The sequence below is a fragment of the Caballeronia sp. 11_S32 genome (assembly GCF_056930355.1).
The window spans coordinates 211,562-236,958 of record NZ_JBXOWH010000003.1 but is presented as its reverse complement, the minus strand read 5'-3'; the positions used below and the strand labels follow the sequence as shown (position 1 = coordinate 236,958).

Annotated in this window: 29 protein-coding genes and 1 pseudogene; 20 read left to right on the top strand and 10 right to left on the bottom strand. The window is 61.8% G+C overall.

Features of this window, described 5'->3' with window-relative positions:
* Positions 1-33: 33 nt before the first annotated feature.
* The 8 genes from AC1Z32_RS12695 to AC1Z32_RS12660 all read left to right on the top strand — a co-directional run bounded on the left by AC1Z32_RS12695 (position 34) and on the right by AC1Z32_RS12660 (position 5,293).
* Positions 34-990 carry a complex I NDUFA9 subunit family protein gene (locus tag AC1Z32_RS12695; RefSeq protein WP_483479001.1) on the top strand — a complete coding sequence of 319 codons (957 nt, stop codon included), beginning with the start codon at positions 34-36 and terminating at the stop codon, positions 988-990.
* Positions 991-1,008: 18 nt separating this feature from the next.
* Complete coding sequence (locus tag AC1Z32_RS12690; protein WP_483479000.1) at positions 1,009-1,632, top strand: glutathione S-transferase family protein; 624 nt, start codon at positions 1,009-1,011, stop codon at positions 1,630-1,632.
* On the top strand, positions 1,629-2,864 hold the full coding sequence (locus AC1Z32_RS12685; RefSeq protein ID WP_483478999.1) for a multifunctional CCA addition/repair protein: 1,236 nt from the start codon (positions 1,629-1,631) through the stop codon (positions 2,862-2,864). The genes AC1Z32_RS12690 and AC1Z32_RS12685 overlap by 4 nt, the downstream gene beginning before the upstream one ends.
* Positions 2,865-3,134: 270 nt before the next feature.
* Positions 3,135-3,425, top strand: coding sequence for a hypothetical protein (locus tag AC1Z32_RS12680; RefSeq protein ID WP_483478998.1), 291 nt, complete (start codon positions 3,135-3,137; stop codon positions 3,423-3,425).
* Between the two features lie 94 nt (positions 3,426-3,519).
* Positions 3,520-3,774 (top strand): hypothetical protein, encoded by a 255-nt coding sequence (locus AC1Z32_RS12675; RefSeq protein ID WP_483478997.1) that lies wholly within the window; start codon positions 3,520-3,522, stop codon positions 3,772-3,774.
* A gap of 70 nt (positions 3,775-3,844) precedes the next feature.
* Positions 3,845-4,333, top strand: coding sequence for an Hcp family type VI secretion system effector (locus AC1Z32_RS12670; protein ID WP_483478996.1), 489 nt, complete (start codon positions 3,845-3,847; stop codon positions 4,331-4,333).
* Entirely contained in the window at positions 4,330-4,752 is a 423-nt protein-coding gene (locus AC1Z32_RS12665) for a DUF3592 domain-containing protein (RefSeq protein WP_483478995.1), read from the top strand. The genes AC1Z32_RS12670 and AC1Z32_RS12665 overlap by 4 nt, the downstream gene beginning before the upstream one ends.
* A complete protein-coding gene (locus AC1Z32_RS12660) occupies positions 4,739-5,293 on the top strand; it encodes a hypothetical protein (protein WP_483478994.1) in 555 nt (184 codons plus the stop codon). Before AC1Z32_RS12665 ends, AC1Z32_RS12660 begins: the two co-directional genes overlap by 14 nt.
* Before the next feature lie 623 nt (positions 5,294-5,916).
* On the opposite strand, the gene AC1Z32_RS12655 is transcribed toward AC1Z32_RS12660, so the two are convergent.
* Both AC1Z32_RS12655 and AC1Z32_RS12650 read right to left on the bottom strand, forming a co-directional pair.
* Positions 5,917-6,111 (bottom strand): DUF2905 domain-containing protein, encoded by a 195-nt coding sequence (locus tag AC1Z32_RS12655; protein WP_483478993.1) that lies wholly within the window; start codon positions 6,109-6,111, stop codon positions 5,917-5,919.
* A gap of 10 nt (positions 6,112-6,121) precedes the next feature.
* The gene (locus AC1Z32_RS12650) at positions 6,122-7,327 is read right to left on the bottom strand and encodes a class I SAM-dependent methyltransferase (protein ID WP_483478992.1); all 1,206 of its coding nucleotides are present in this window, start codon (positions 7,325-7,327) and stop codon (positions 6,122-6,124) included.
* Positions 7,328-7,340: 13 nt separating this feature from the next.
* On the opposite strand from AC1Z32_RS12650, the gene AC1Z32_RS12645 reads away from it, so the two are divergent.
* From AC1Z32_RS12645 to glmS, 5 genes are all read left to right on the top strand, one after another.
* Positions 7,341-8,183: an SDR family oxidoreductase gene (locus tag AC1Z32_RS12645; protein WP_483478991.1), complete on the top strand. Its 843-nt coding sequence runs from the start codon at positions 7,341-7,343 to the stop codon at positions 8,181-8,183.
* 28 nt (positions 8,184-8,211) lie between these two features.
* Positions 8,212-8,613, top strand: a complete 402-nt coding sequence (locus AC1Z32_RS12640; RefSeq protein ID WP_483478990.1) for a dihydroneopterin aldolase — start codon at positions 8,212-8,214, stop codon at positions 8,611-8,613.
* Positions 8,610-9,569 (top strand): tRNA 2-thiocytidine(32) synthetase TtcA, encoded by a 960-nt coding sequence (ttcA, locus tag AC1Z32_RS12635; protein ID WP_483478989.1) that lies wholly within the window; start codon positions 8,610-8,612, stop codon positions 9,567-9,569. The genes AC1Z32_RS12640 and ttcA overlap by 4 nt, the downstream gene beginning before the upstream one ends.
* 98 nt (positions 9,570-9,667) lie before the next feature.
* A complete protein-coding gene (gene glmU, locus AC1Z32_RS12630; RefSeq protein ID WP_483478988.1) occupies positions 9,668-11,029 on the top strand; it encodes a bifunctional UDP-N-acetylglucosamine diphosphorylase/glucosamine-1-phosphate N-acetyltransferase GlmU in 1,362 nt (453 codons plus the stop codon).
* An 81-nt stretch (positions 11,030-11,110) separates the two neighbouring features.
* On the top strand, positions 11,111-12,928 hold the full coding sequence (glmS, locus tag AC1Z32_RS12625) for a glutamine--fructose-6-phosphate transaminase (isomerizing) (protein WP_483478987.1): 1,818 nt from the start codon (positions 11,111-11,113) through the stop codon (positions 12,926-12,928).
* A gap of 97 nt (positions 12,929-13,025) precedes the next feature.
* On the opposite strand, the gene AC1Z32_RS12620 is transcribed toward glmS, so the two are convergent.
* The 4 genes from AC1Z32_RS12620 to AC1Z32_RS12605 all read right to left on the bottom strand — a co-directional run bounded on the left by AC1Z32_RS12620 (position 13,026) and on the right by AC1Z32_RS12605 (position 16,610).
* Positions 13,026-13,364 carry a hypothetical protein gene (locus tag AC1Z32_RS12620; RefSeq protein ID WP_483478986.1) on the bottom strand — a complete coding sequence of 113 codons (339 nt, stop codon included), beginning with the start codon at positions 13,362-13,364 and terminating at the stop codon, positions 13,026-13,028.
* A 181-nt stretch (positions 13,365-13,545) separates the two neighbouring features.
* Positions 13,546-14,553, bottom strand: coding sequence for a trans-3-hydroxy-L-proline dehydratase (lhpH, locus tag AC1Z32_RS12615; RefSeq protein ID WP_483478985.1), 1,008 nt, complete (start codon positions 14,551-14,553; stop codon positions 13,546-13,548).
* Positions 14,554-14,580: 27 nt separating this feature from the next.
* Positions 14,581-15,702, bottom strand: coding sequence for a branched-chain amino acid ABC transporter substrate-binding protein (locus tag AC1Z32_RS12610; RefSeq protein ID WP_483478984.1), 1,122 nt, complete (start codon positions 15,700-15,702; stop codon positions 14,581-14,583).
* A 164-nt stretch (positions 15,703-15,866) separates the two neighbouring features.
* Entirely contained in the window at positions 15,867-16,610 is a 744-nt protein-coding gene (locus AC1Z32_RS12605; protein ID WP_483478983.1) for a FadR/GntR family transcriptional regulator, read from the bottom strand.
* A 282-nt stretch (positions 16,611-16,892) separates the two neighbouring features.
* Between AC1Z32_RS12605 and AC1Z32_RS12600 the strand changes: the two are divergent.
* The 4 genes and pseudogenes from AC1Z32_RS12600 to AC1Z32_RS12585 form a co-directional block, all read left to right on the top strand.
* Positions 16,893-17,033 (top strand): annotated as a pseudogene (locus AC1Z32_RS12600) (delta(1)-pyrroline-2-carboxylate reductase family protein); the annotation flags it as partial.
* A gap of 176 nt (positions 17,034-17,209) precedes the next feature.
* Complete coding sequence (locus AC1Z32_RS12595) at positions 17,210-17,935, top strand: haloacid dehalogenase type II (protein WP_483478982.1); 726 nt, start codon at positions 17,210-17,212, stop codon at positions 17,933-17,935.
* 94 nt (positions 17,936-18,029) lie between these two features.
* On the top strand, positions 18,030-18,755 hold the full coding sequence (locus AC1Z32_RS12590) for a haloacid dehalogenase type II (protein ID WP_483478981.1): 726 nt from the start codon (positions 18,030-18,032) through the stop codon (positions 18,753-18,755).
* A gap of 46 nt (positions 18,756-18,801) precedes the next feature.
* On the top strand, positions 18,802-19,290 hold the full coding sequence (locus AC1Z32_RS12585; RefSeq protein ID WP_483478980.1) for an Lrp/AsnC family transcriptional regulator: 489 nt from the start codon (positions 18,802-18,804) through the stop codon (positions 19,288-19,290).
* Between the two features lie 18 nt (positions 19,291-19,308).
* Here AC1Z32_RS12585 and chrA read toward each other — a convergent pair whose 3' ends face one another.
* Entirely contained in the window at positions 19,309-20,538 is a 1,230-nt protein-coding gene (gene chrA / locus AC1Z32_RS12580) for a chromate efflux transporter (RefSeq protein ID WP_483478979.1), read from the bottom strand.
* 633 nt (positions 20,539-21,171) lie between these two features.
* Here chrA and garL point away from each other — a divergent pair.
* Entirely contained in the window at positions 21,172-21,957 is a 786-nt protein-coding gene (garL, locus tag AC1Z32_RS12575; protein ID WP_483478978.1) for a 2-dehydro-3-deoxyglucarate aldolase, read from the top strand.
* Positions 21,958-22,002: 45 nt separating this feature from the next.
* Positions 22,003-22,911 carry a 2-hydroxy-3-oxopropionate reductase gene (locus tag AC1Z32_RS12570; RefSeq protein ID WP_483481616.1) on the top strand — a complete coding sequence of 303 codons (909 nt, stop codon included), beginning with the start codon at positions 22,003-22,005 and terminating at the stop codon, positions 22,909-22,911.
* Positions 22,912-22,974: 63 nt separating this feature from the next.
* On the opposite strand, the gene AC1Z32_RS12565 is transcribed toward AC1Z32_RS12570, so the two are convergent.
* The 3 genes from AC1Z32_RS12565 to AC1Z32_RS12555 all read right to left on the bottom strand — a co-directional run bounded on the left by AC1Z32_RS12565 (position 22,975) and on the right by AC1Z32_RS12555 (position 24,466).
* Entirely contained in the window at positions 22,975-23,790 is an 816-nt protein-coding gene (locus AC1Z32_RS12565; RefSeq protein ID WP_483478977.1) for a DUF72 domain-containing protein, read from the bottom strand.
* Between the two features lie 5 nt (positions 23,791-23,795).
* Entirely contained in the window at positions 23,796-24,062 is a 267-nt protein-coding gene (locus AC1Z32_RS12560; protein ID WP_483478976.1) for a cupin domain-containing protein, read from the bottom strand.
* Between the two features lie 104 nt (positions 24,063-24,166).
* Positions 24,167-24,466, bottom strand: coding sequence for a hypothetical protein (locus tag AC1Z32_RS12555; RefSeq protein WP_483478975.1), 300 nt, complete (start codon positions 24,464-24,466; stop codon positions 24,167-24,169).
* Between the two features lie 474 nt (positions 24,467-24,940).
* Here AC1Z32_RS12555 and arsC point away from each other — a divergent pair, with 474 nt between their 5' ends.
* Entirely contained in the window at positions 24,941-25,363 is a 423-nt protein-coding gene (gene arsC / locus AC1Z32_RS12550; protein ID WP_483478974.1) for an arsenate reductase (glutaredoxin), read from the top strand.
* Positions 25,364-25,397 lie beyond the last annotated feature (34 nt).

Sequence of the window (25,397 nt, the reverse complement as noted above, 5' to 3'; positions counted from 1 at the left end):
GCATCCGTCTGGCCGCGACCCAAGAGGCGAACTATGCGACACCAACATGTAGCGCTGATCGGCGGTTCGGGTTTCATCGGCAGCCATCTCGTCAATGCGCTCGTCGATCTCGGCAAGAAAGTGCGCGTCGCGACGCGGCGGCGGATCAATGCCGCGCATCTCACGCTGTTGCCCATCGATGTCATCGAGACGGATGTCCACGATCCCGTGCAGCTCGCCGCGTTCATCGATCAGAGCGACGCGGTGATCAATCTCGTCGGCGTGCTTCAAGGCAGGCGCGACGAACCTTATGGGCCGGAGTTCGCGAAGGCGCATGTCGAGTTGCCGCACAAGATTGCCGCCGCGTGCGAGGCGAAGGGCGTGCGGCGTCTTTTGCACATGAGCGCGATCGGCGCGGACCCCGAAGGTCCGAGCATGTATCTGCGCTCGAAGGGCGATGGCGAGAAGATCGTCCGCGAATCGGGACTCGACTGGACCATCTTCCGCAGTTCCGTGGTGTTCGGTCCCGAGGACAATCTGCTCAACCAGTTTGCGTTTCTGGAGCGACTGTTTCCGGTGATTCCGCTCGCGTGCGCCGATGCGCAGTTCCAGCCGGTGTTCGTGGGCGACGTGGCGAAGGCGATGGTCAACGTGCTCGATCTCGACGCCGCGAACCGCCAGGTCTACGAGCTCGCGGGCCCGGGCGTCTACACGCTCGCGGAGCTCGTGCGGTTCGCGGGCGCGACCATCGGCAAGCATTCGCGCATCATCAAGCTGCCGGAGAGCCTTGGCCGCCTTCAGGCGATGACGATGGAAATGGCGCCCGGCCAGCCCATCATCTCGCGCGACAATCTCGATTCGATGAAAACGCCGAGCATCGCGAGCGGGCCGCTCGCGCCGGAGCTGGGCATCGACGAGCCGGCGAGCATCGAGGCGATCGCGCCGCTTTATCTGTCGGGCAACGCGCCGCGTTCGCGCTTCAACGCTTTTCGCGCAACCGCGCATCGTTAATCTTCTTTTTCTGATCGCATGAAACTCGTTATCGGTGACAAGCTCAATTCTTCCTGGTCTATGCGTCCGTGGGTGCTGCTCAGGCATTTCGGCATCCCGTTCGATGAGACGCTGATCCGCCTCGGCCAGCCCGACACGAAATCGAAGATTCTCGAAGTCTCGCCGTCCGGCAAGGTGCCATGCCTCGTCACCGATGCGGGCGATGCCGTGTGGGAATCGCTCGCGATCATGGAGACGATCGCCGAGAGGCATCCGGAGCACGCAATGTGGCCGCGCGACGCCGCCGCACGCGCGCGCGCGCGCAGCGTCAGCGCGGAGATGCACGCGGGCTTCGCGGATCTGCGCCAGAACATGCCGATGGAAATCACGACGCACGCGCCGGGCCGTGGCGCAACGCCGGAAGCGCTTGCGAACATCGCGCGCATCGAGGCGATCTGGGCGGCGTGTCTTGCGCAGTCCGGCGGGCCGTTCCTGTTTGGCGCGGAATTCGGCATCGCGGACGCGATGTTCGCGCCGGTCGTCATGCGCTTCAATTCCTACGCGCCGAAGCTGAGCGCGACATCGCTCGACTATGCGAAGCGCATCACGGCGCTACCCGCGGTCGCGGCGTGGATGGACGGCGCGCGCGAGGGAGCGCGATGAATATCTACGCAGTGGGCGGTGCGATCCGCGACGAGCTGCTCGGCGTGCCGGTGATGGATCGCGATTATGTCGTGGTGGGCGCGACGCCGGAGCAGATGGTGGCGCAGGGGTATCGGCCGGTCGGGAAGGACTTTCCGGTGTTTCTGCATCCCGAGACGCACGAGGAATATGCGCTCGCGCGCACCGAGCGGAAGACGGCGGCGGGCTATCACGGCTTCCAGTTCTACTATTCGCCCGACGTGACGCTGGAGGAAGATCTCGCGCGGCGCGATCTCACGATCAACGCGATGGCGCGCGAGGTGACGCCGGCGGGCGAACTGGCTGGTCCGGTGATCGATCCGTTCAACGGTCAAAGCGATCTGAAGAACCGGCTGTTCCGGCATGTGGGCGATGCGTTCATCGAAGATCCGGTGCGCATTCTGCGGCTCGCGCGTTTCGCGGCGCGTTTCGCCGATTTCGCTGTCGCGCCGGAAACCGCCGAGTTGATGAGGAAGATGGTCGCGGCGGGCGAAGTCGATGCGCTCGTGCCGGAGCGCGTGTGGCAGGAAGTGTCGCGCGGGCTGATGGAAAAGAAGCCGTCGCGCATGTTCGAGGTGCTGCGCGGCTGCGGCGCGCTCGTGCGGATTCTTCCTGAAGTCGATGCGCTGTGGGGCGTGCCGCAACGCGCCGACTATCACCCGGAAGTGGACACTGGCGTGCACGTGATGATGGTGCTGGACTACGCGGCGTCGCAGGGATTCGCGCTGCCGGTGCGCTTCGCCGCGCTCACGCACGATCTCGGCAAGGCGACGACGCCTGAGGATGTGCTGCCGCGTCATATCGGTCATGAGGGGCGCAGCGTGGATCTGTTGAGGCCGCTGTGCGAGCGTCTGCGCGTGCCGAACGAATGCCGCGATCTGGCGATGCTCGTGGCGCGCGAGCACGGCAATATTCATCGCGTAATGGATATGGGCGCGGCGGCGCTCGTGCGTCTCTTCGAACGCTCCGATGCGTTGCGCAAGCCGGCGCGGTTTGCCGAAGCGCTGCAGGCTTGTCTCGCCGATGCGCGGGGGAGGCTCGGGTTGGAGCAGCAGGCTTACCCACAGGCGGAGCGGCTGCGGGAGGCGCTTGTCGCGGCGCGCGCGGTCGATGCTGGTGCGGTTGCGCAGTTGCATGCCGATCAGCCTTCGAAGATCAAGGATGCCGTGCATGAGGCGCGGGTGGGGGCGGTGAAGGAGGCGTTGGGAGTTTGAGGGCTGTTGGGGGGGCCTTCTATGGAAGCCTGCTTCCGCGTCGGTTTATTAGCGTTGCCCTTGGGCGGGTTTGGCCAAAGCCGCGCAGTTCCCGCGAAACCTGTCAACATAAATAGAACACGCGCACACCTGTTTTCGCTTTCCCCGTTTGCCCTGCTTGTGCATTTTCGATGCCGTTCAAAACGGGAGGGACACGGAAGTGGCATACAAGATCGACACACAGACATTTGAGCCGGTCATTAATCACGGTTCGAGTATTTGCCGAAGGTCTTGCGCATCAACCACAGCGGCGGCACGGTGAAGCTTCTCGCCATCATCGAGTACAACACGATTCGCACGCGAAGCGTAACGAGCGGAATCGAAGAGGTCCTTGCGCTGGAAGTCAGAGCGCAAGGACTCATGCCGGGCATGCTCGTGATCTATCGCGACACTCAAGGCATATGGGACCAAGCCTTGATCGATGCGCGGTGCAGTTTAATTGGCTTCCGCTCGCTCAACATGCGCACCAAAGTTGAAGCCATTCAACAACGCTTGAACATCGAGCACGTCTATGCACGATGATCGCACGCCGAGTGCACCAAATTAACGGAGACAGTAAATACCAGAAGAAAAGGCTCATGGCGGGCGCAAGGCGGGTGCGTATAACGTGGGTTCGATGACGGGCCGCATTAACGCACTCGAAACCGGGGAAATGCTGTTGGTGCCGCACGATCACAAGACCATCATTCATTGTCGCACCGCTGTGAAACGCATCGCGGCGAACGAGCCGAAAGCGAGTTTTGAAGTGGTGCCGCTCGATGCATGCGATGCCGCCGAGGTCTGGCAAATGAAGCTGATCAAAGTTTTGCCAAGCCCGCCCACAGCGGGCTTTTTTACGATTTTTCGTATGGTGGCCGGCTCCGCGTTTTGACTACTCTCCTTGCGACAGGCAAGGAGCGGGGCTTCACGAGCCAATAGAACATACTGAACGAGGAAGAGCCATGAGCAATATATTCATGAAGATCGAAGGCGTCATTGGAGATGCGCAAGACTTCGGCCATGAGGGGGAAATTGCAGTATTAAGCTGGCAATGGGATATACATCAACTCACACGCGATACTGCACAGGCCAACAAGGCCACGGTAGATCACATCACATTCGTGCACGAGGTCGGTCTTGCATCCAGCGGATTGCTGCACATGCTGTTGCATAACAAGCGTGTAGATGAAGCGATTCTAAGTTTTCGTCGCCCGGATGCTCAGGCAGTTGCGCAAGGAATTGCGGGAAAGCTTATTCCACCGCCAGACTTTCTAAAGCTCCATCTCAGACAATTGATGGTCAATCGAATCGAGCCATTCGGTAGTGAATATGGGCACTTTGAACGGGTCACGGTTTCATTCAACGAATTCAAGCGCGAATTCAAGACTCAGAAAGCATCCGGTATGCCGGGAGGAATCGCGACGGTTCAACATCGAATGAGCTATGCATGATGTTGAAATTTGACCGAAGGAAGATCAATTGGGATTCTGTGATGATTGGCGGCGCGATATTCTCGCTCCAGCTTTTCATGCTGCCATCCACCCTGGAATTCAGGCTTTATTCGATAGTGACGGAGGGCAAAGTAGTCGAGCTTAATGCGGGCGGCTTTCACCCGGAAGTCGAATTCACCACGCGTGATGGCAAACGCATATCTTTCGCGGGTAGCAGTACGTCACGAGCCGAAATAGATGATCGTGTTGAGGTACGTTACCGGGTCAACGATCCGCAACACGCACAGCTAAACCAGATATTTAGCTTGTATGGCTTTCACATTATCCCCGCGCTTATCGGACTCTTTTTTATGCTCGGCGGGATGTTCGGCATGAAGCCCGAGGAAGAGAGGAGGAGAAAATCCGATGCTGGAAAATAGCGGTTGGACTTACGAAACGGCTGCGTCTGCTGGCGCGTCAGTAGGTGAATTGGCGGTATCCGGTGGCATGTTTCTACTGCGCGATCCTACGAACGGGCTGCATAAGTTTAAATACCGCGGTTTCGGTGCCGGACTCGGCGGAAGGCGATTACCGGAAAAACTGCGCTTACCCGACTTGACTCTTCCGCGCGGCAATGTCGGCGTTTCAGGCTCCGGCGCGAGTAGCGATTTCATCGGCGTAGGCCGTGTGTGGCGTCTCGTCTCTAGAGAACTCACGCCGTGTGATTTTGTTGGCCCGACGATATACGCGGAAGGTAGCGGAGGCGTGCTAGTAGCGGGCAGCGCATCGGGACTACTTGCAGGCATCGACTATAGAGCCATGATTCCTTGGCTCTTCAATCCGGGCCTGTTTGCTCATGCGCTCAGCAAGAGCGCGAAGGGCTTGATTGGCATGGCAGGGATGAGCGAAGGTTTGATCGACGGCATCGGGGTGAGTCTGATGCTCGGCGCGATAGCTTACGAAGGCCCATGCGCGGAATAACTCTCACGCCGTCACAAACCCGGCTTTTCCCTCTCTCTCCTAAGTCACTTTCTTTGCTGCTGCAAAGAAAGTGACCAAAGAAACAGCTATCCCCATCCAAAGTACTTCAGGCCGGCCCCGGCACAGAACTTCGCAAGTGGTCCAGCAGTAGCGAGTGCCCTCGTAGGCCTAACCGGGCTTGGATCGCGCACGGTCTGCCACATCGCGCCGCTCAACTGACTGGTAAGGCGCCAAATAGCTCCGGCCCGCTTCGCGGCCGACCGGTCCATCGGGTCGGCGCACACTTCCGTGCTAACGCTTCCATCTCACTGCATTCGCCCACCGTTGGTTTCCCTTGCACACCCAACGGCAGCGCGTAGCGCTGTGCCGGAACTATTTGGTGCTGAACCAGCGCCCTTAATCTTCTAGCTTGTCAGACCGTGCGCGGTCCAAGCCCGATCAGACCTTTGAGGGCACTCGCTACTGTCGGACCACATACCATCTTCTGTGCCGGGGCCGGCGTGAAGCACTTTGGATGGGACAAGCTGTTTCTTTGGTTACTTTCTTTGCAGCAGCAAAGAAAGTGACTGCCGCCCCGCACAGGGGCAACACCAATAGACCGACACGAAACCAAGTTCCACGACTCAAAGCACCCGAGCAACAAGCGAAAGCAACACCGACAACAACAAAGTCGACATAAAAGGAAACGAGTACTCACGCCCAAAAATCCGAAGCGTGAAATCCCCCGGCAACCTCCCGATGCCGATCTTCTTCAACCAAGGCATCGACCCGGAGAGAATCGCGAGTGCGATAAACGTCGTGAGCAGCCAGCGGATCATGATCGCGCACTCATAGCGTATGAGACCGATCACCCGCCGCGAAGGCATCGAGCGTGCCGGGAATGCCGCGCGAAAACGCGATCACCTTGAAAAGCTCGCCCATCTCCGCTTCCGAAAGGAGCTTCTGCACCGCATTCGCCGCAGGCAGAAACCGCTTCACATCCGAAGGATCCAGCTCATCGAGCACATCCGTGATGCCCGCGTTCATCAGAAAGCGCGCCTGCGACGTAAAGCCCAGCAGATCGGCGCCCGTCTCGACGCCCGCCTCCGCGATGCCCGTAAACTCCACGTGCGCGGTGATGTCTTGCAAGCCCGGATAAAGGAACGGGTCCGCGTGCGCGCGATGCCGGTAATGGCACATCAGCGTGCCGGCCGCGCGCTGCGCGTGATAGAACTCCCGTCGCGGAAATCCATAGTCGATGAAAAACGCCGCGCCGCGCGTGAGCATCGTGCAGATGGTCTTCGTGAAGCCGAATGCGGCTTCGTGCGTTTCGGTCAGGTACTCGGCGAACGGCTCGTCGTTGGCTTCGTCGATGGCGGCATCGATCAGTTCGATCTGCGCATCCGGCTCGACAGGCCGGTCATCGAACGCAAACCGGCCGCTCAGATCGACCACGCCGCGTTCGTGCCACACGCCGAGCTTGCGCACGACGAGGCGCACGGGCATCGCATCGAGCACTTCGTTGCCTATCACGACGCCTTCGAACGGGTCAGGCAACGCGTCGAGCCATTTCACCTTCGCGGCGAGCGCCGGCACCTCCCGTAAGATGGTCTCGCGCTGGCGCTCGCGCAACTCGCCGGAAAGATCGACGATCGCATAGCTGTCGAATGGCACATCGAGATCGGCGAGCGCGGCGAGGAGCCCCGCGGCCAGCTTGCCCGTGCCCGCGCCGAATTCCATCAGGTGCCGCGTGCCGCTTTCCCGCAAGGCCTGCGCGACCGGACGCGCGAGTGTCGTCGCGAAAAGCGGGGACAGTTCGGGTGCGGTCACGAAGTCGCTGCCGTCTTCCGCGCGGCGGCCGAATTTCATCGCTCCGCCGCTGTAGTAGCCGAGGCCGGGCGCGTAGAGCGCCAGATCCATATAGCGGTCGAACGGCAGCCAGCCGCCCGCCGCGGCGATGCGCCCCCGAATCAGGTCTGTAAGCGCTTCGGACTGCGCGAGCGCGTCGGCGCCCGGAGCAGGTAAACTATCGGATTGTCGAGCATTTGGATTCATCCCAGTATTGTAAATGAGCGCTTCCACGCCGTTTTCTTCCGCCAACTCGCCGTCTTCCGGTGTCGTTCCGCGTTCCCGCGCCGTGCTCGTGACGGGCGCGGCGAAGCGCATCGGGCGCGGCATCGCGCTGGAGTTCGCGCGGCAAGGCTGGGATGTGGCCGTCCACTATGGCGGCTCGGAGCGCGAGGCGCGCGAGACCGTTGCGGATATCGAGGCGCTCGGGCGGCGCGCGGTCGCGCTGAAGGCGGATCTCGGCGTCGAGGCGGAAGTCGCGCGGCTCGTGCCCGCGTGCGTCGAGACGTTCGGCGGGCTGAATTGCATCGTCAACTGCGCGTCGCGCTTCGACGAGGACACCGCCACCGACTTCGGCTATGCGAAGCTGCTCGCGATGACCGCCGTCAACGTCGCCGCGCCGCTCACGCTCGCGCGCATGCTGCACGCGATCACGCCCGATGCCGCCGCCAGTGACGACGCGCAACGCGGCGTCGTCATCAACGTGCTCGACCAGAAGCTGTACAACATGAATCCGGATTACCTGTCGTACACGCTGACGAAGGCGGCGCTCGAAAACGCCACCGTCGCGCTGGCGCAGGCGCTCGGGCCGAAGCTGCGCGTCGTCGGCCTCGCGCCGGGCCTCACGCTGATTTCCGCCGGACAGACGCCCGCGTCGTTCGATGCGGCGCATCGCGTCACGCCGCTCAACCGGGCGTCGACGGTCGCGGATGTCGCGCAGGCCGCGTGCTTTCTCGCGAACGCGCACGGCGTGACCGGCACGACGCTCGTCGTCGATGGCGGTCAGCATCTCGTGCCGAGCCCGCGCGACGTGATGTACATGATCGGCGCGCAAAAGCCCTGAAACGCGTTTATTGAATATTGGAACCAACATGCTTGCCGCACTTTCGCATCCCCGGCTGACCGATTGCCGGCGGCTTTTTCTGCGCAACTACGAAGTGCGCATCAATATCGGCGTGCATGACTTCGAGAAGCGCGGCGAGCAACGCGTCGTGATCAACGTCGAGTTGTTCGTGCCGCTCGCGCTGTCGACGCCCATCGAGGACAAATTGTCCGAAGTCGTCGATTACGACTTCATGCGCTCGACCATCGCCGATCGCGTGAAGCGCGGCCACATTCACTTGCAGGAAACGCTGTGCGACGACGTCGCCGCTGCCTTGCTCGCGCATCCGAACGTGCGCGCGGTGGCCGTGTCGACGGAAAAACCCGACGTCTATCCCGATTGCGACGCGGTGGGCGTCGAAGTCTTTCGCATCAAAGAGGAACGAGCATGAACGCGCGCGACACGATTGAAGCCGCAGAGGCGCAGAAGCCCGCGCGCGAGGCGCTGACCAAGCGCGAGCAGAAGGAAGCGTACGAGAACAACAAGCTGTTCAAGCGCATCGTGCGGCAGGTCGGCGAGGCGATCGGCGACTTCAACATGATCGAGCACGGCGACAAGGTGATGGTGTGCCTGTCGGGCGGCAAGGACAGCTACGCGATGCTCGACGTCCTGATGCGCCTGCGCGAGCGCGCGCCGATCGACTTCGATATCGTCGCCGTCAATCTCGACCAGAAGCAGCCGGGCTTTCCGGAGCATGTGCTGCCGGAATACTTGAGCAAGCTCGATATTCCGTTCCACATCGAGAATCAGGATACCTATAGCATCGTCAAGCGCCTCGTGCCGGAAGGCAAGACCACGTGCTCGCTGTGCTCGCGCCTGCGCCGCGGCATCCTGTATCGCGTGGCGGGCGAGCTCGGCGCGACCAAGATCGCGCTCGGCCATCATCGCGACGACATCCTGCAGACGCTGCTGCTCAACATGTTCTACGGCGGCAAGCTGAAGGGCATGCCGCCCAAGCTGCAATCCGACGACGGCAAGAACGTCGTGATCCGTCCGCTCGCCTATGTGAAGGAAACGGATCTGGAAAAGTACGCCGAACTGCGCGAATTCCCGATCATCCCGTGCAATCTGTGCGGCAGCCAGCCGAACCTGAAGCGCGCGGAAATGAAGGCGCTGATCCGCGAATGGGACAAGCGTTTTCCGGGGCGCGTGGAAAACATGTTCAACGCGCTGTCGAACGTGGTGCCGTCGCATCTGATGGACAGCAAACTGTTCCCGTTCGCCGGTCTGCGCGCGACCGGCGAGGCCGACCCGCAGGGCGACATCGCGTTCGACGAGGAACCGTGTGCAAGCGAACCGTCAGGCTCGTCCGGCACGGTTTCAATTGTGCAGTTCGACGACCTGTAGCCTTTATCCAACAAGGGCGCAACGTGGGTTTCGCCGCACTGCGCCAAAGAGCCCGGTGATATATTGGCGGCTCGTCATACCCAGCAAGGCTCCCAGCGATGAATATCGTGATTCTGGCTGCCGGCATGGGCAAGCGCATGCGCTCAGCTCTGCCGAAAGTACTTCATTCCCTTGCGGGCAAGCCGTTGCTCGCGCATGTCATCGACACAGCCAGAACGCTGTCGCCGACGCGTCTCGTCGTCGTCGTCGGGCATGGCGCGGAGAAGGTCCGCGATGCCGTCGGGGCGCCTGACGTTCAATTCGCGCTTCAGGACAAGCAGCTCGGCACGGGACACGCCGTTCAGCAGGCATTGCCGCTTCTGGATCCGTCCGTTCCGACCCTCGTGCTGTACGGCGACGTGCCGCTCACGCGCGCGAGCACGTTGAAGCGCCTGATCGATGCCGCGGGCGCCGAGCGCTACGGCGTGCTTACCGTGACCGTCGGCGATCCGAACGGTTACGGGCGCATCGTGCGCGACGCGGGCGGCCAAGTGAAGCGGATCGTCGAGCAGAAGGACGCGAGCGAGGAAGAGCGGCGCATCGCGGAGATCAACACCGGCATCATCATCACGCCGACGCGCACGCTCGAAACCTGGATCGCGTCGCTGAAGAACAACAACGCGCAAGGCGAGTTCTATCTGACCGACGTGGTCGAGCGCGCGATCGAAGCGGGCGTCGAAGTCGTCACCGCGCAGCCGGACGCCGAATGGGAAACGCTCGGCGTGAACAGCAAGATTCAGCTCGCCGAACTGGAGCGCATCCATCAGCGCAACGTCGCGAACGCGCTGCTCGACGCGGGCGTGACGCTGATGGACCCCGCACGCATCGACGTGCGCGGCACACTGGAATGCGGCGCGGACGTGTCGATCGACGTGAACTGCGTGTTCGAAGGGCGCGTAACGCTTGCCGACAACGTGACGATCGGCCCGAACTGCGTGATCCGCGATGCCGTGATCGGCGCGGGATCGCGCGTGGACGCGTACACGCACATCGAAGGCGGCACGACCGGCGCGAATGTCGTGCTCGGCCCGTATGCGCGGCTGCGTCCGGGCGCGAAGCTCGGCGACGAAGCGCATGTCGGCAACTTCGTCGAGGTGAAGAACGCGGTGCTCGGCCACGGCTCGAAGGCGAACCATCTCACGTATATCGGCGATTCGGATATCGGCGCGCGCGTGAACGTGGGCGCGGGCACGATCACCTGCAACTACGACGGCGCGAACAAACATCGCACGGTGATCGAGGACGACGTGTTCATCGGCTCGGATACGCAGCTCGTCGCGCCGGTGCGCGTGGGCCGCGGCGTGACGATCGCCGCCGGCACGACGGTGTGGAAGGATGTCGGTGAAGGCGAGCTGGTGCTCAACGAGAAAGTGCAGGTCAGCAAGACGGGCTATGTGCGCCCGGTCAAGAAGAAGTCGTAAGGCTGTCGGGTTCGTTCAGTCAGACGCGCGCGGTGCATTGACACCGCGTTCTCAAATACAGGTTCCAAAGGAAGAACGCCCATGTGCGGAATCGTCGGCGCGGTAGCGCAACGTAACATCGTCCCGGTGCTGGTCGAAGGACTGCGCCGCCTCGAATATCGCGGCTACGACTCGTGCGGCGTGGCCGTTCTGAGCCACGGCGAGCCGCGCCGCGCGCGCAGCGTCGCGCGCGTGTCCGATCTCGACGCGCAAGTGCGCGATTCGAGCCTCATCGGTATGACCGGCATCGCGCACACGCGCTGGGCGACGCACGGCGCGCCCGTCACCGACAACGCGCACCCGATCTTCTCGCGCGACACGGTGGCGCTCGTGCACAACGGCATCATCGAGAACTATGAGTCGTTGCGCGAGATGCTGAAGGGCAAGGGCTACGAGTTCGTCTCGCAGACGGACACCGAGGTCATCGCGCATCTGATTCACAGCATGTATCGCGGCGATCTGTTCCAGACCGTGCGCGATGCCGTCAAGCAACTGCACGGCGCGTACGCGATCGCCGTGATGCACAAGGATCAGCCGCATACGGTCGTCGGCGCGCGTCAGGGTTCGCCGCTCGTCGTCGGCGTGGGCGAGGGCGAGAACTTCCTCGCGTCGGACGCGCTCGCGCTCGCGGGCAGCACCGACCGTTTCGCGTTCCTCGAAGAAGGCGATGTCGTGGAGATCGGCCTCGACGGCGTGAAGATCGTCGATCGCGAAGGCCTGCCCGCCGCGCGCGAAGTGCGCGTCGTGACGGCATACGGCGGCGCGGTCGAGCTCGGCCCGTATCGCCATTTCATGCAGAAGGAAATCTTCGAGCAGCCGCGCGCCATCACGGACACGATTCCGCAAGCCGATGAGTTCAGCCCGAGCCTGTTCGGCGACGGCGCCGCCGATGCGTTCGCCAACGTCGACAGCATTCTGATTCTCGCGTGCGGCACGAGCTATTACTCGGGCGTGACCGCGAAGTACTGGCTCGAATCCATCGCCAAGATTCCGACGCAGGTGGAGATCGCGAGCGAGTATCGATATCGCGAATCGGTGCCGAATCCGAAGGCGCTGGTCGTCGTCATCTCGCAATCGGGCGAAACCGCCGACACGCTCGCCGCGCTGAAGCACGCGCAGGCGCTCGGTCACAAGCACACGCTCGCGGTATGCAACGTCGCGACGAGCGCGATGGTGCGCCAGACCGAGCTCGCATTCCTGACGCACGCGGGCACGGAGATCGGCGTGGCATCGACGAAGGCGTTCACGACGCAGCTCGTCGGCCTGTTCGTGCTCGCGGTGACGCTCGCCAAGCTGCGCGGTCACGTGAATGCGAAGCAGGAAGCCGCGTATTTCACGCAACTGCGCCACTTGCCGGCGGCGTTGAACAGCGTGCTCGCGCTCGAGCCGCAGATCATCGCGTGGTCGGAGGAGTTCGCGCGCAAGGAGAATGCGCTGTTCCTCGGCCGCGGCCTGCACTATCCGATCGCGCTCGAAGGCGCGCTGAAGCTGAAGGAAATCTCGTATATCCACGCCGAGGCGTACCCGGCGGGCGAGCTGAAGCACGGGCCGCTCGCGCTCGTGACCGAAGCGATGCCGGTGGTGACGGTCGCGCCGAACGACGCGCTGCTCGAAAAGCTGAAGTCGAACATGCAGGAAGTGCGTGCCCGGGGCGGCGAACTGTATGTGTTCGCGGATGCCGATACGCGCATCGTCAGCGAAGACGGCATCCACGTGATCCGCATGCCGGAGCACTATGGCGCGCTGTCGCCGATCCTGCACGTCGTGCCGTTGCAGTTGCTCGCATATCACACGGCGTGTGCGCGCGGGACGGACGTCGACAAGCCGCGGAATCTGGCGAAATCGGTCACGGTGGAATGATCGGCTGCCAGGCGGAAATAGGAGCGTTTACAGGTAAACGCTCCTACCGCCTGCAAGTTTGCGACGGATTGGGGCAATAGCCCGGTCCATCGCGAATTCAAGTGGAAAAGACCACGGCCGCCGTATCTTCGATTTGCGTGAAACTTCGAACGAAGCGATACGGTTGGCCGCCGATCTGCATTTGGTTGGTTCCGGACGAAGTCGATTCCAGCATTTCATCTGCGAGCGCGGTTGAAATCGCACCGACGCGCCGAAGCTCTTCTCGCGGAGCCGAGGGATCACCCAGGTACACGGTGCAGACTCCGGGCGCGTGTCGCATCATGACGACGCTCGTCGCCTTGTCGAGTGCACGTTCCAGGTAGTCAGCGAGAGTCTGTAGCGACTCCGCTTCGCTTTCGCGACGACCGCCGTCCACAATCTCATTGTCTTCCGCCATTGCGACCTCCCGGGCCCGGTTGACAATCAAAAGCGGCCTCTGTGCAGCAAGCCTGTGCTTATAGTAAGGCCTCTCCCTTTCATCGACGATGGCCTGCGGCCAACCACATCGAGACGGACGAAAAAAAGCGCGGAATGCTGGATCGCAACTTCCGCGCTAACTGGTACCACTAGAGAACCGGTTATCGGACGAGGAACCCGTAAGTCAGAGGGTCGCGCTCGTCCACAATCCAGTTGGCGAAGCCGCACACATACGCGTTGCCTTCGACTTCAGGGATGACCGCCTTGAAGTCGCCAACTGTCGTTTCGCCGAGCACACGACCTTTGAATACTGTGCCGATGATGGACTCGTTCACGAGCGTCTCGTCTTTGCCCAGTTCACCACGCAAGTAGAGTTGTGCGACGCGGCCGCCGGTACCCGATCCGGTCGGAGAACGGTCCACTTCCCGGTCGGCGAACACACAACAGTTGGCTTGAGTCGAGCCTTCGTGTCGCGGCTTGTTGGCAATGATGGTGCCGTAGATGTGGTTGATTTCCGGGATGTCCGGATGCTCAACGGGGAACGCCTTGTTTGCAGCTTCTTTCACTTCGGCGCCGAAGCGGATGAGCTCTTCGACAGAGGACTCGCGAACCTCCAGGCCGTGAGGCGCGCCGTCGGTGTAGAAGTAGAACGCACCGCCGAAAGCGATGTCGCCTTTGACCGTGCCGAACGATGGCGTCTCGACGGCGACATCACGCTTCCAGATGAACGACGGAACATTCACGAAACGCACGTTGCCGGCATGCTCACCGTCCCATTGCACAAACGCTTCGATAAAGCCGCAAGGCGCGTCGATGCCGATGCGCGTCTCGGGAATCTGGCGCTGGACCCAGCCCAACTCGACGGCCGCGGTCGATAGCGCAATAACGCCGTGACCGCAGTGATCGCTGTAGCCCTCGTTGTGCAGGAAGATGATCCCGAAGTCAGCCGTGGGACTGATGGGTTCGGTCAGGTAGCCACCGTACATGTCCGCGTGGCCGCGCGGCTCGAACATCAACGCTCGGCGAATGTCGTCGGCGTTCTCTTTGAGCCATGCGCGACGCTTCACGATGGAATCGCCCGGCAGGCGAGGCAGTCCGCTCGTGACGATACGGAACGCCTCGCCGCCGGTATGTACTTCGACAGTCGAAATGGTGCGGGTGATTTTCATGTGTGTTTCGTGGTTGCGCTAATGACTTCACTCACCGTACGGCACCGGCAGGCCGTTCTTGATGATGTAGACGGTAGTCGGTGCGCCCTTCAGGTCACCGTTCGCGTCGAACGAGTACGTGCCCGCGACGCCCTTGTAGTCGGTCTTCGCCAACTGCGCCGCAATCTTCGCCTTGTCCGTCGTGGTGCCCGCCTTGACCATCGCATCGGCCAGCAGCTTTACGCCGTCGTAGTAGCTCACCGCGTACACCTGCGTGTCCGTGTTATAGGCGGCCTTGTACTTCTGCAGGAATTCGCGGCCGGCCGGCGTCTTTTCCAGCGAGACGCCGCCTTGCGCGCAGTAGACGATGGATGCCGCCTCGCCCGCGACCTTGCCCATATCGGCTGAGCAGATACCGTCGCCGCCGAGCAGCTTCGCGCGAAGACCACGTGCCTTCATCTGCTTGGCCATCGGCGCGCCTTGCGAAGCGTAGCCGCCGAAGAAGATCACGTCAGGGTTCTTCGACTTGATGCTCGTGAGAATGCCGAGGAAGTCAGTCGCCGACGAGTTGGTGAACTGGTGGTCGATGAGTTCGATTCCGTTCGCCTTCGCTTCCTTCACGAACTGCTCGGCCACGCCCTGACCATAGGCCGTGCGGTCATCAATGACCGCGGCGGTCTTCGCCTTCAGCGTCTTCGCCGCGAACTGGCCCATCTTGCCGCCCAGTTGCTCATCGCTCGCGCCGATACGGAAGATGGTCTTGAAGCCCTGCTTGGTCAGCGCCGGGTTCGAGGCAACCGGCAGCATGGACACACCCGCCGCGTTGTACACGCGCGAAGCCGGGATGGCGACGCCGGAGTTGTACGGCCCCATCACCGCGACCACGCCGCTGTCGACCATCTTTTGCGCAACCTGAACGCCAACCTTCGGGTCCGCCTGGTCGTCTTCCGAGTCCAGTTTGAAGGTCACCTTCTGACCGGCGACCGTCAGTCCGGCCTTGTTCAACTCTTCGATTGCGAGGCGTGCGCCGTTCTCGTTGTCCTTCCCGTTCGGTGCCTGCGGTCCCGTGAGCGGCGCCGAATGACCGATGGTGACGACGGTTTGTGCATTGGCGGAAAGCGAAACGCCGGCGGCCGTCAAGACGGCGATTGTCGTTGCGAGAAGGCGCATGAGAACTCCGGTTAATTGGCCCAGTGGTCGACCAGATTAACCGCGGTTTGGTCTACATACAACCTGTTTAGAATAGGAAAACCCTAATTTGGTACATGGATAACCAATTCCGCAGGGCGTGCCGGTGTGGATCTTTTGAGTTCGGGGCCGGAGGCTGCCGCTCCTTACTGAGGCGTCATGTCCCGTTTCACGCGGTGAATATGCTGCTCGACATAGAACGCGGCAGCATCCGCGTCTCCGCAGACAATTGCCTCATAGATCAGCCGATGCTCGGCGACATAGAGCCGAATGCGAGACGGGTCGTAGATACCATCGTCCTTCAGACGCTTCCACAACGACTGATCCATCGTCGACGCAATTTCCTCGGCAAGCTTCGCGAGCAGAGCATCTCCGGTCATCACAGCCAGCTGCCGATGGAACAGCCGGTCACTGTTGTTCCAGAGCGCCCGCTCCTCGGGCGTCGCGACGTCGGTCAACGTCTCCATCTGTTCGAGATAGTGCTCGGCCAGGCGGTCTCGCTGCTTGTGGGCTGCTGCACGGCGCGCGATTGCCGGCTCGAGGATCAATCGGACATCGAGCGTCGCGGACGGGCTGAAATCCGACTTCGACTCGCCGGTCGCCGCATCCTCGATTCGCACCGTCGCAAGAAGCTGGTTGGCCGCCGGAGCGACGTACGTGCCCGAATTGCGCTTGGTGATGACAAGGCCCTCGTTCTGCAAAGCGCCGATCGCTTCGCGCACGGCGGGCCGCCCAACGCCGAAAAGCGTCGCGAGTTCGCGCTCCGAGGGAAGGCGGGCATCCGGCAAGAACCGGCCGCTTCGGATTTCGGCGCGAATCTTCTCGGAAACCTGTTCGTAAATTTGCAGTGGGCGGAAGTTGCCCCCTAGTTCGAAGCGAGCGGATGCCATTGAATAAGTCTCGAGGGCACTGAAAGGTGGTTCTTCAAATATACCGCTTCACCGGCCGATGCTGCCGCGTATATGCGGCTTCCCCCACCGGTCCGGCGCCGCCAATGGATTTCAAGAGGTCCAATCTGATCGGTCAACGCGATTTTTTTCCGGCAGTTGGTCGCACGTCTTCCCAGCCGCCCGCTGAGTGGCGGAAACTGCCTTGGCCCACTATTCGAAGTGGTCTGAATTTATTCCACCCCTGGCAGCGCGAAATTGGATGGATTGGAGCCAGATGTGAATGCCCCCATCGACTGGACAGTGGTTTCACCTCTGGCGAAGGCTCTTGCGGGCGAGTTCAAGTCGAGTAAGCCGATTCTTTTCAAGAGCGTGGGATGCGCTGCGTGGGATCTGGCTGCATGCCGGGTCGCTCGCGACGCTTTGCGCCGACTTGCAAAAGCGTCGACACGAAGATGCGTCTGTAGGCGGCCGCAGCAGAAATCGCTGTCGCGCCGCGTCGGGACGGTGAAAGCTGCTGTTCGGCTATTCGATTAAAGTTCTGGCTGCCGCCTCGGCTCAATACACTGAGGTCTCCATTCGGACATACGAGAGGAGCAACCGTGGAACTGACCGACTTCAACACACTGACCTTTGACTGCTACGGCACATTGATCGACTGGGAGAGCGGCATTTTCCAGGGCCTGAAACCCTTGCTCGAGCGCGCGAAGACTCCGCTCACGCGCGACCAGGTTCTTGAAGCCCACGCCCGCCACGAGTCGTCGCAGCAGAAGTACACGCCGGCAAAGCGCTATCAGGAACTACTGCCCATCGTCTACAAGCGCCTCGCCGAAGAATGGGGCCTTTCGTTCACGCACGAAGAATGTGTGACCTACGGCCGCTCGATACAAAACTGGCCTGCTTTCGAAGACAGCGCCGAGGCACTGCAGTACCTGAAAAAGCACTACAGGCTCGTCATCTTGTCGAACGTCGACAACGAAAGCTTCACGCATAGCAACGCCAGGCTCAAGGTCGAATTCGACGCAATCATCACGGCCGAAGACGTAGGCTCGTACAAGCCGTCCCCGCGCAACTTCGAATACATGCTCGAAAAGCTCGGCGACCGTGGTATCAAGAAAGAGAAAATCCTTCACACGGCCGAAAGCCTGTTCCACGACCACAAGCCCGCGAACGAATTCGGCCTGACGTCCTGCTGGATTTATCGCCGTCATTCGCAGCCGGGCTTCGGCGCAACGATGAACCCAGGCTCGCAGCCGAACATCGAGTTCCGTTTCAACAGCATGGCGGAATTCGCGAACGCGCATCGCGAAGCACTGGCAAAGAAGTAAGGCAATGGAGTCTCGTCGGCGGCGGCAACGCGTCCAAGGGCGCGTCCGCCTGCGCTCAGAATCGATTGCAGGCGACTGAAACACAGGAGGCATTGTGGCTCTGACGGATTTCGAGGCACTCACATTCGACTGCTACGGCACGCTCATCGACTGGGAGTCGGGTATCGCGTCAGGCCTGTCGGAGCTGGCTTCCCGATCTGCCGAACCGCTCACCCGCGATGCCATTCTCGAAGCTCACGCGCGCCACGAGTCGTATCAGCAGATCGTTACCCCGGCCATGCCGTACGACCGCGTGTTGCAGGTGGTGTTCAAGCGACTGGCCGAAGAATGGGGCGTGCCGTATCGCTGGGAGGAAGCCGTCGCATACGGCGCGTCGGTGGGCGACTGGCCTGCGTTTTCAGATTCGGCGAGCACGCTTCAGTACCTGAAGAAGTATTTCAAGCTGGTTGTCCTGTCGAACGTGGACAACCGCAGCTTCAGAACGACCAACGAGAAGCTCGGTGTCGACTTCGACGCAGTCGTGACGGCAGAAGATGTCGGTTCATATAAACCTTCACGAAACAACTTCGAATACCTCTTCTCGACCCTCGCGTCGATGGGTATTGCAAAGGACGATACACTGCACGTCGCGGATAGCGTCTACCACGACCATCAACCCGCCAGTGAAATGCAGCTTCGCTCGTGCTGGATTCAGCGGCGCTACGAGCAGCGCGGATCCGGCGCAAATATGAAGTACTCAGTCGAGCCACCCGTCGACTACAAATTCACGAGCATGGCCCAGTTGGTCAAGGCACACCACGAAGACCTGGCCCGCCGATAGTGCTGTCGCCTTCGATTGACACACCAGCCACTCGAACACGGACGATATGCGACAAAAGCTTGACCGGACGGATATAAAAATCCTTGCCGAGCTTCAGAAGAACGGCAACATCACGAACGCGCATCTCGCGAGCGCAGTCGGTTTGTCCGCAAGTCCATGCCTGCAGCGTGTCAGGCGCCTCGAAGCAGCCGGAATCATCTCCGGATACGGCGCTCACCTCAATCTGGCAAAGCTGACCAGCACGGTGACGGTGTTCACCGAAATCATGCTCCACGATCATCGCCGCGAGGACTTCACGCGGTTTGAAGCGAATCTGCGTGATTTCGAGGAGATCACGGAGTGCCATCTGGTCAGCGGGGGCTACGACTACCTGTTGAAATCCATCGTCAAGAATATCGGTCACTACCAGGAAGTCATCGAAAAACTAGTTGACCGCAACATTGGAATCGAAAAGTACTTCAGCTACATCGTGATTCGCTCGACCTTCGTCAAACACACGGTGCCGCTCGACAAGCTGTTATCAGAAGACGACTGATGGAGCGTATGAGCGTTCTCACGCTCCGAGCGCCCATCCTCCCAGCGCCGTCAGAACCACAACCACTACGGGCGACACCCGGCCGACAACGAGAAGCCCATACGCAGCCAGCGCCAGCGCGACATCCGAGCGTGAATGTATTGCGCTCGTCCAGACGGGATCGTAAAGCGCGGCGCCGAGAATGCCGACGACCGCGGCGTTCACACCTCCCATCGCGCGTTGTATCGCGTCCCGTTGACGAAGCGTCTCCCAGAAGGGCAGGGCACCGAGCACCAGCAGGAACGCAGGCAGAAACATGGCGGCGAGCATCGCCATGCCGCCCGTCCAGCCGCCGAGTGGCGCCGGCATCACGGCGCCCAGAAATGCCGCGAAGGTGAAGAGCGGACCGGGCACGGCCTGAGCCGCGCCATATCCGGCGAGGAAGACATCGTTCGCGACCCAGCCAGACGGCACCAGGCTCGCCTGAAGCAGCGGCAGCACGACATGGCCTCCGCCGAAAACGAGCGAGCCGGACCGGTAGAAGACGGCCGCCGCCTCGAGCCATCGCGCGCCAGACCAATGGGCCACGCCCGGCAGAACCGCCAGCAGCACGAAAAAGAGCGTGAGGAGAATCGCGCCCTGAACTCGGCTTATGCCATAAGTGCGATGCTGTTCCGATGGCAAATGCTTCAGCGTCAGCATGCGCCAGCCCAACAGGCCGCCGATCGCAATGGCCGACAATTGCCCGACCGCCGATGGAACCCCGAGCGCGACGAGCGCAGCCGCCACGGCTACGCCTGATCTCAGCCGGTCAGGACAGAGCGATGACTTCATTCCCCATACCGCCTGAGCCACGATGGCGACAGCGGCAACCTTGAGTCCATGCACCGCGCCGGACTGACCGAGTTGCCCCCAATGCGCCAGGCCCAAGGCAAACACGATCAGCGCGAACGCCGACGGCAACGTGAACGCGGTCCACGCAGCGAGCGCGCCGAGCCATCCTGCACGCCCGAATCCGACGGCAATGCCGACCTGGCTGCTCGCCGGCCCCGGAAGAAACTGGCAGAGCGCGACCAGATCCGTGAAGCTCGCGTCGTCGAGCCACTTTCGACGTTCGACGAATTCGGCGCGGAAGTAACCGATATGCGCCACCGGACCGCCGAAGGATGTCAGACCCAGCTTGAGAAACGTCGTGAAGACTTCGAGCGGCGTTCCCCGCTCGCCGAGCGACGTCGATTCGGTGGTGCGCTGCGCAGAGTTCGAAGTCATGCACGCGGTCCGATAGATAAGAGCAGGCGCCGATGATACTCAACCCCGCCTGTGGACAACCTTGTTGGCACATCGCCGCGTTAACTGTTGGCGATTTCTGAACAACTCGGCGTTCGGCGCCGCGAGGCCAAAGTTGTTCTGGGTTCAATCCAAAACCGGGCGTGCTATACCGAAGTTGTTTGATCGGTAAACCTCTGACGTAAAACGCCCATCTCGAGTTATCCACTGATTTGCGGCAAGCTTGTTAACTACTACCACGTATACATACGAACTCTTTTGTTTACTTAAGCAACGTGAGCGCATTGCTCAAAACCGCAGCGGTCATTCGCTGGAGCAACGCCTCAGGCTGCAGCCCGATGCAGCTTCTTGAGTGGCTTCCTAAGCCGTTTTCGGCTATTGCGCTAATGCATGCGCTCCGGTGATGCTCCCGGCGAAACATCGTTGATATAAGACGTCATATAACTGTGAGACCAAGAAGATCGGCAGAAACGGCGGAAAATCAACGAAATAAGGGTTAACGCCGCTGTCCTGAAAGCCTAAACTACCGGTACTCTGTGTTAAGACGTCTGATGACATTTCTGCTCTCGGACGTACCGCTTTCCAATCAGATCGCCGTCGTCACAGGGAGGCATCATGCCGTCATCGTCACCGTATCAACCGCTGCCCAACGCATTCCGAACGTCGCTGCGCGAACGCAAGAGACTGATCGGCTGCTGGATGTCGCTTGCGAGTCCCGTCGTCACCGAACTGATCGGTGTCGTCGGCTTCGACTGGATGCTGCTCGATGCCGAGCACGCGCCGAACGACGCCCTCACGCTCATCCCGCAGCTGATGGCGCTGAAGGACAGCCCGAGCGCGCCCGTCGTGCGGCCGCAGGCGAACGATCCCGTCGCGATCAAGAAGCTGCTCGACGCGGGCTTCGTCAATTTCCTGATTCCGTTCGTCGACAGCGCCGCCGATGCCGAGCGCGCGGTCGCCGCAACGCGTTATCCTCCTCAAGGCATCCGCGGCGTGTCGGTCGGGCATCGCGGGAATCGCTACGGCACCGTGCCGAACTACTTCCAGGTCGCGAACGACAATATCAGCGTTGCGGTGCAGATCGAAAGCCGCGCGGCCGTCGAAGCGATCGACGAGATCATCGCGGTCGAAGGCGTCGATGCGCTGTTTGTCGGCCCGTCGGATCTCGCGGCAGCCTATGGTCATATCGGCAACGCGAACCATCCGGACGTGCAGGCGGTCATCGCACATGTGTTCGAACGCGCGCACGCGGCGGGCAAGCCGAGCGGCATCCTCGCGCCGGTACAGGAAGACGCCGAGCGCTATCTCGCGCTGGGCAGCACCTTCGTGGCCGTGTGCGCGGATCTCGGCATGCTCAGGAACGCGGCGCAGGCCGTGAAGAAACACTTCATCCCGGCGTGAGCGCGACAGGCGCTATGCTCGACCGGGCCGACACCGAAAATCGACATCAAGGAGCGATACATGCAAAAGGCAGGCTTCATCGGACTGGGCATCATGGGCAATCCCATGGCGGCCAATCTTCTCAAGAACGGCGTAACGCTCGCGGCCTTCACGCGTAGCGGCGTGCCCGCCGATCTCACCGGCGCGGGCGCCACGGCGTGCGATTCGCCCGCGGCCGTCGCGGAGAAGGCCGACATCATCTTCATCATGGTGCCGGACACGCCGGACGTGGAACGCGTGCTGTTCGGCGAGAACGGCGTCGCGAGCAAGCTGAAGAGCGGGCAGATCGTCGTCGACATGAGTTCGATCTCGCCGATCGCCACGCGCGAGTTCGCGGCGAAGGTGCGCGAAAAGGGTGCCGATTATCTCGACGCGCCCGTTTCCGGCGGCGAAGTCGGCGCGAAGGCCGCGTCGCTCACGATCATGGTCGGCGGCGCGCAGGCCACCTTCGACAAGGTCAAGCCGCTCTTCGACATGATGGGCAAGAACATTTCGCTGATCGGCGAAGTCGGCGCGGGTCAGGTGTGCAAGGTTGCGAATCAGGTGATCGTCGCGGCCACCATCGAAGCGGTCGGCGAGGCGCTCCTGCTCGCGTCGAAGGCGGGCGTCGATGCCGAGAAGGTCCGCACCGCGCTCATGGGCGGCTTCGCGTCGTCGCGCATCCTGGAAGTGCACGGCGAGCGCATGACCAAGCGCACGTTCAATCCGGGCTTCCGCATCGAACTGCATCAGAAGGATTTGAATCTGGCGCTCGCGACCGCGCAATCGCTCGGCGTCGCGCTGCCGAATACGTCGAACTGCATGCAGTTGTTCAACGCGTGCGCGGCGCACGGCGGCAAGGCGTGGGATCACTCGGGCATGGTGCGCGCGCTCGAGATCATGGCGAACCACGAGATTGGCCAGAAAGCGAAGTAAGCATCATCGACCACGCTGCCGGCCGCGCGCCGGCAGCTTCGCATCGCGCTGGCCGGTTCGCGTCTAATCCTTCAGACGCGCGATAAGCGCGATCGCCGCGGCGGGATTGCGCTCCTTGAACCCGCTGATGACATAGAGAAACACATCGCGCGATGCGGCTTTCGGCGCGGCCTTGCCGAAGGTCTGCAAATCGTCCGGCGCACCGCCCGACGCCCATGCTTTCGCGCGCCCGGCCCAGCGATCGAGCGCCGCTTTCGCGTAACCCTTCGCCTGCTTGTCCGTCGTGCCCATGATGCGCGCATAGACGAACGGCGCGGTCACGTCCGCGATCTGCGGATACTTCGAATCCCCCGCAATCACCACCGCGACGCGATACTTGCGCGCCAGCGCGACGAACGCCGCGTCGCAGAAACTCTCGTGCCGCACCTCGACCGCATGACGAATCGCGCGGCCTTCGGCCTTCGCGGGCAGCAGTTGCAGAAAGCGCTCGAAGTCGTCGGGATCGAATTTCTTGGTCGCCGCGAACTGCCAGTTGATCGGACCGAGCTTGTCTTTCAGTTCGAGCACGCCACTGCCGAAGAAACGTTCGATCGTGTCGCCGGCTTCGGCGAGCACACGGCGATTCGTCGCGTAGCGCGGCGCCTTGAGCGAGAAGACGAAATCGTCGGGGGTTTCGTCGCGCCACTTGATGAACGTCGCGGGCTTCTGCGAGCCGTAGAACGTGCCGTTCACTTCGATGCTCGTGAGCGCGCGGCTCGCATATTCGAGCTCGCGCTTCTGTGCGAGGTCTTCGGGATAAAACGCGCCGCGCCACGGCTCGAACGTCCATCCGCCGATGCCGACGCGAATGCGCGCGGTCTTGCCTTTCGAGGTGGCCATCGACGTTACTTGCGGCCGACGAGATAGCTGACGCCTTCTTGCCCGTACTGCTCCGAATGATCGATGTTCGTCGCGAGATGGAAGATGTCGCCCGCGCGATAGGTGCGCGCGTCGTCGCCGATGCGGATCGTGACGTCGCCTTCGAGAATCAGCGCCTTGGCTTCGAACGGATGCGTGTGGATATCGAGCGCACCGTTCGGCTCGCGCGTGACCGTGACGACTTCGTTGAAACCTTCGCTGGAAAGCAGTGCGAGAAATTCATCGCGGTGCATGGCGGCCGTTCCATTGAAAGGGGAGTGCGCGCCCGCCCGTTTCGAACGGACGCGCAAGGTCATGCACTCATGCTAACGCAGTTGAGAAAGCGGGTTCGGGCCGCTCAGTTGCCGAAGAAGATGTTGCATTGCGGGCCGCGCGTGCAGGGCTTGGAGGCCGCGCCGTCCATGCCCATCGTGGTGCCGGCTGCGCCGCGCGTCATCGGCGCACCGCCGTACGACATATCGGACATGCCAGTCTGGCCCATGGCGCTTTGCTTCGGTGCGCTCGGATCGGTCCAGGTATCGGCGGTTGTCTGGCCAGGCACCTGCGCCGTGCGATAGTAGGTCTGCTGCGCCGAGGCGAGGCCCGCGGCGGCGAATAACGAGGCGGCGAGCGCCGCCATGGCGATGCGTGATTTCATGTCGACTCCTTGATCGGAAGGCGCGCTCGCGTTCAAGCCGCGTAACGCTGTTCGCTGATTCGGATCGGTCTTCCGCACGGAGCGTGCCACGTATCCTTCGTGTGCCATGCGTGGCGCGCGCGGCGGACGGACATCGGCGCCGGTTCCCGGCGTGGCTGCGTATTCCGCGGCCGGTATCCGAACTTGTTCGTATGCGATTCGCGCACGGCGTCTCGCCGATGCGATGCAGCCGGAGCACCGGTGCGCTTGCCGGCGAATGGGACCCGCGGGTCCGCAGAAGACGCATGCCGCGCTGCACATTTCGTTATAGGCCGCGGATACGCGAATGAACAGCACAATTGATCGCGCCGCATGGATACGGTCGCGCGCGTGGCACGCGGTTGGCCGCCGCGTCATCGTTGCTTCGCCGCCATTCGGTTCTAGAATGCGAGGCGTGCAATTCCGCTCACTCACGAACGCAGGGACATCGCGACCATGACCGTCACCATCTATCACAACCCGAAATGCGGAACCTCGCGCAACACGCTCGCGCTGATCCGCAACGCGGGCATCGAGCCGACCGTGATCGAATATCTGACGCATCCGCCGAGCCGCGAGACGCTCGTCGCGCTGATCGCGCGCGCGGGCATCCCGGTGCGCGAGGCGCTGCGCGAAAAAGGCACGCCATACGCCGAGCTCGGCCTTGACGATACGAGCCTCACCGACGATCAGCTCATCGACGCTATGCTCGCGCATCCGATTCTCATCAACCGCCCGTTCGTCGATGCGCCGAAGGGCGCGCGGCTGTGCCGTCCGTCGGAACTCGTGCTCGATATCCTGCCCGAGGGGCAGAAGGGCCCGTTCACGAAGGAGGACGGCGAGGTCGTCATCGACGAAACGGGCAAGCGTGTGCGCTGAAGCACATTCGATCTGGCTGACCGTTACCTGACGT

Bases quoted from the DNA above. Each gene is read 5' to 3' on its own strand.
- AC1Z32_RS12695 (WP_483479001.1), top strand. From the start codon at position 34: ATGCGACACCAACATGTAGCGCTGATCGGCGGTTCGGGTTTCATCGGC.
- AC1Z32_RS12690 (WP_483479000.1), top strand. From the start codon at position 1,009: ATGAAACTCGTTATCGGTGACAAGCTCAATTCTTCCTGGTCTATGCGT.
- AC1Z32_RS12685 (WP_483478999.1), top strand. From the start codon at position 1,629: ATGAATATCTACGCAGTGGGCGGTGCGATCCGCGACGAGCTGCTCGGC.
- AC1Z32_RS12675 (WP_483478997.1), top strand. From the start codon at position 3,520: ATGACGGGCCGCATTAACGCACTCGAAACCGGGGAAATGCTGTTGGTG.
- AC1Z32_RS12670 (WP_483478996.1), top strand. From the start codon at position 3,845: ATGAGCAATATATTCATGAAGATCGAAGGCGTCATTGGAGATGCGCAA.
- AC1Z32_RS12665 (WP_483478995.1), top strand. From the start codon at position 4,330: ATGATGTTGAAATTTGACCGAAGGAAGATCAATTGGGATTCTGTGATG.
- AC1Z32_RS12660 (WP_483478994.1), top strand. From the start codon at position 4,739: ATGCTGGAAAATAGCGGTTGGACTTACGAAACGGCTGCGTCTGCTGGC.
- AC1Z32_RS12655 (WP_483478993.1), bottom strand. From the start codon at position 6,111: ATGATCCGCTGGCTGCTCACGACGTTTATCGCACTCGCGATTCTCTCC.
- AC1Z32_RS12650 (WP_483478992.1), bottom strand. From the start codon at position 7,327: ATGAATCCAAATGCTCGACAATCCGATAGTTTACCTGCTCCGGGCGCC.
- AC1Z32_RS12645 (WP_483478991.1), top strand. From the start codon at position 7,341: ATGAGCGCTTCCACGCCGTTTTCTTCCGCCAACTCGCCGTCTTCCGGT.
- AC1Z32_RS12640 (WP_483478990.1), top strand. From the start codon at position 8,212: ATGCTTGCCGCACTTTCGCATCCCCGGCTGACCGATTGCCGGCGGCTT.
- ttcA (WP_483478989.1), top strand. From the start codon at position 8,610: ATGAACGCGCGCGACACGATTGAAGCCGCAGAGGCGCAGAAGCCCGCG.
- glmU (WP_483478988.1), top strand. From the start codon at position 9,668: ATGAATATCGTGATTCTGGCTGCCGGCATGGGCAAGCGCATGCGCTCA.
- glmS (WP_483478987.1), top strand. From the start codon at position 11,111: ATGTGCGGAATCGTCGGCGCGGTAGCGCAACGTAACATCGTCCCGGTG.
- AC1Z32_RS12620 (WP_483478986.1), bottom strand. From the start codon at position 13,364: ATGGCGGAAGACAATGAGATTGTGGACGGCGGTCGTCGCGAAAGCGAA.
- lhpH (WP_483478985.1), bottom strand. From the start codon at position 14,553: ATGAAAATCACCCGCACCATTTCGACTGTCGAAGTACATACCGGCGGC.
- AC1Z32_RS12610 (WP_483478984.1), bottom strand. From the start codon at position 15,702: ATGCGCCTTCTCGCAACGACAATCGCCGTCTTGACGGCCGCCGGCGTT.
- AC1Z32_RS12605 (WP_483478983.1), bottom strand. From the start codon at position 16,610: ATGGCATCCGCTCGCTTCGAACTAGGGGGCAACTTCCGCCCACTGCAA.
- AC1Z32_RS12585 (WP_483478980.1), top strand. From the start codon at position 18,802: ATGCGACAAAAGCTTGACCGGACGGATATAAAAATCCTTGCCGAGCTT.
- chrA (WP_483478979.1), bottom strand. From the start codon at position 20,538: ATGACTTCGAACTCTGCGCAGCGCACCACCGAATCGACGTCGCTCGGC.
- garL (WP_483478978.1), top strand. From the start codon at position 21,172: ATGCCGTCATCGTCACCGTATCAACCGCTGCCCAACGCATTCCGAACG.
- AC1Z32_RS12565 (WP_483478977.1), bottom strand. From the start codon at position 23,790: ATGGCCACCTCGAAAGGCAAGACCGCGCGCATTCGCGTCGGCATCGGC.
- AC1Z32_RS12560 (WP_483478976.1), bottom strand. From the start codon at position 24,062: ATGCACCGCGATGAATTTCTCGCACTGCTTTCCAGCGAAGGTTTCAAC.
- AC1Z32_RS12555 (WP_483478975.1), bottom strand. From the start codon at position 24,466: ATGAAATCACGCATCGCCATGGCGGCGCTCGCCGCCTCGTTATTCGCC.
- arsC (WP_483478974.1), top strand. From the start codon at position 24,941: ATGACCGTCACCATCTATCACAACCCGAAATGCGGAACCTCGCGCAAC.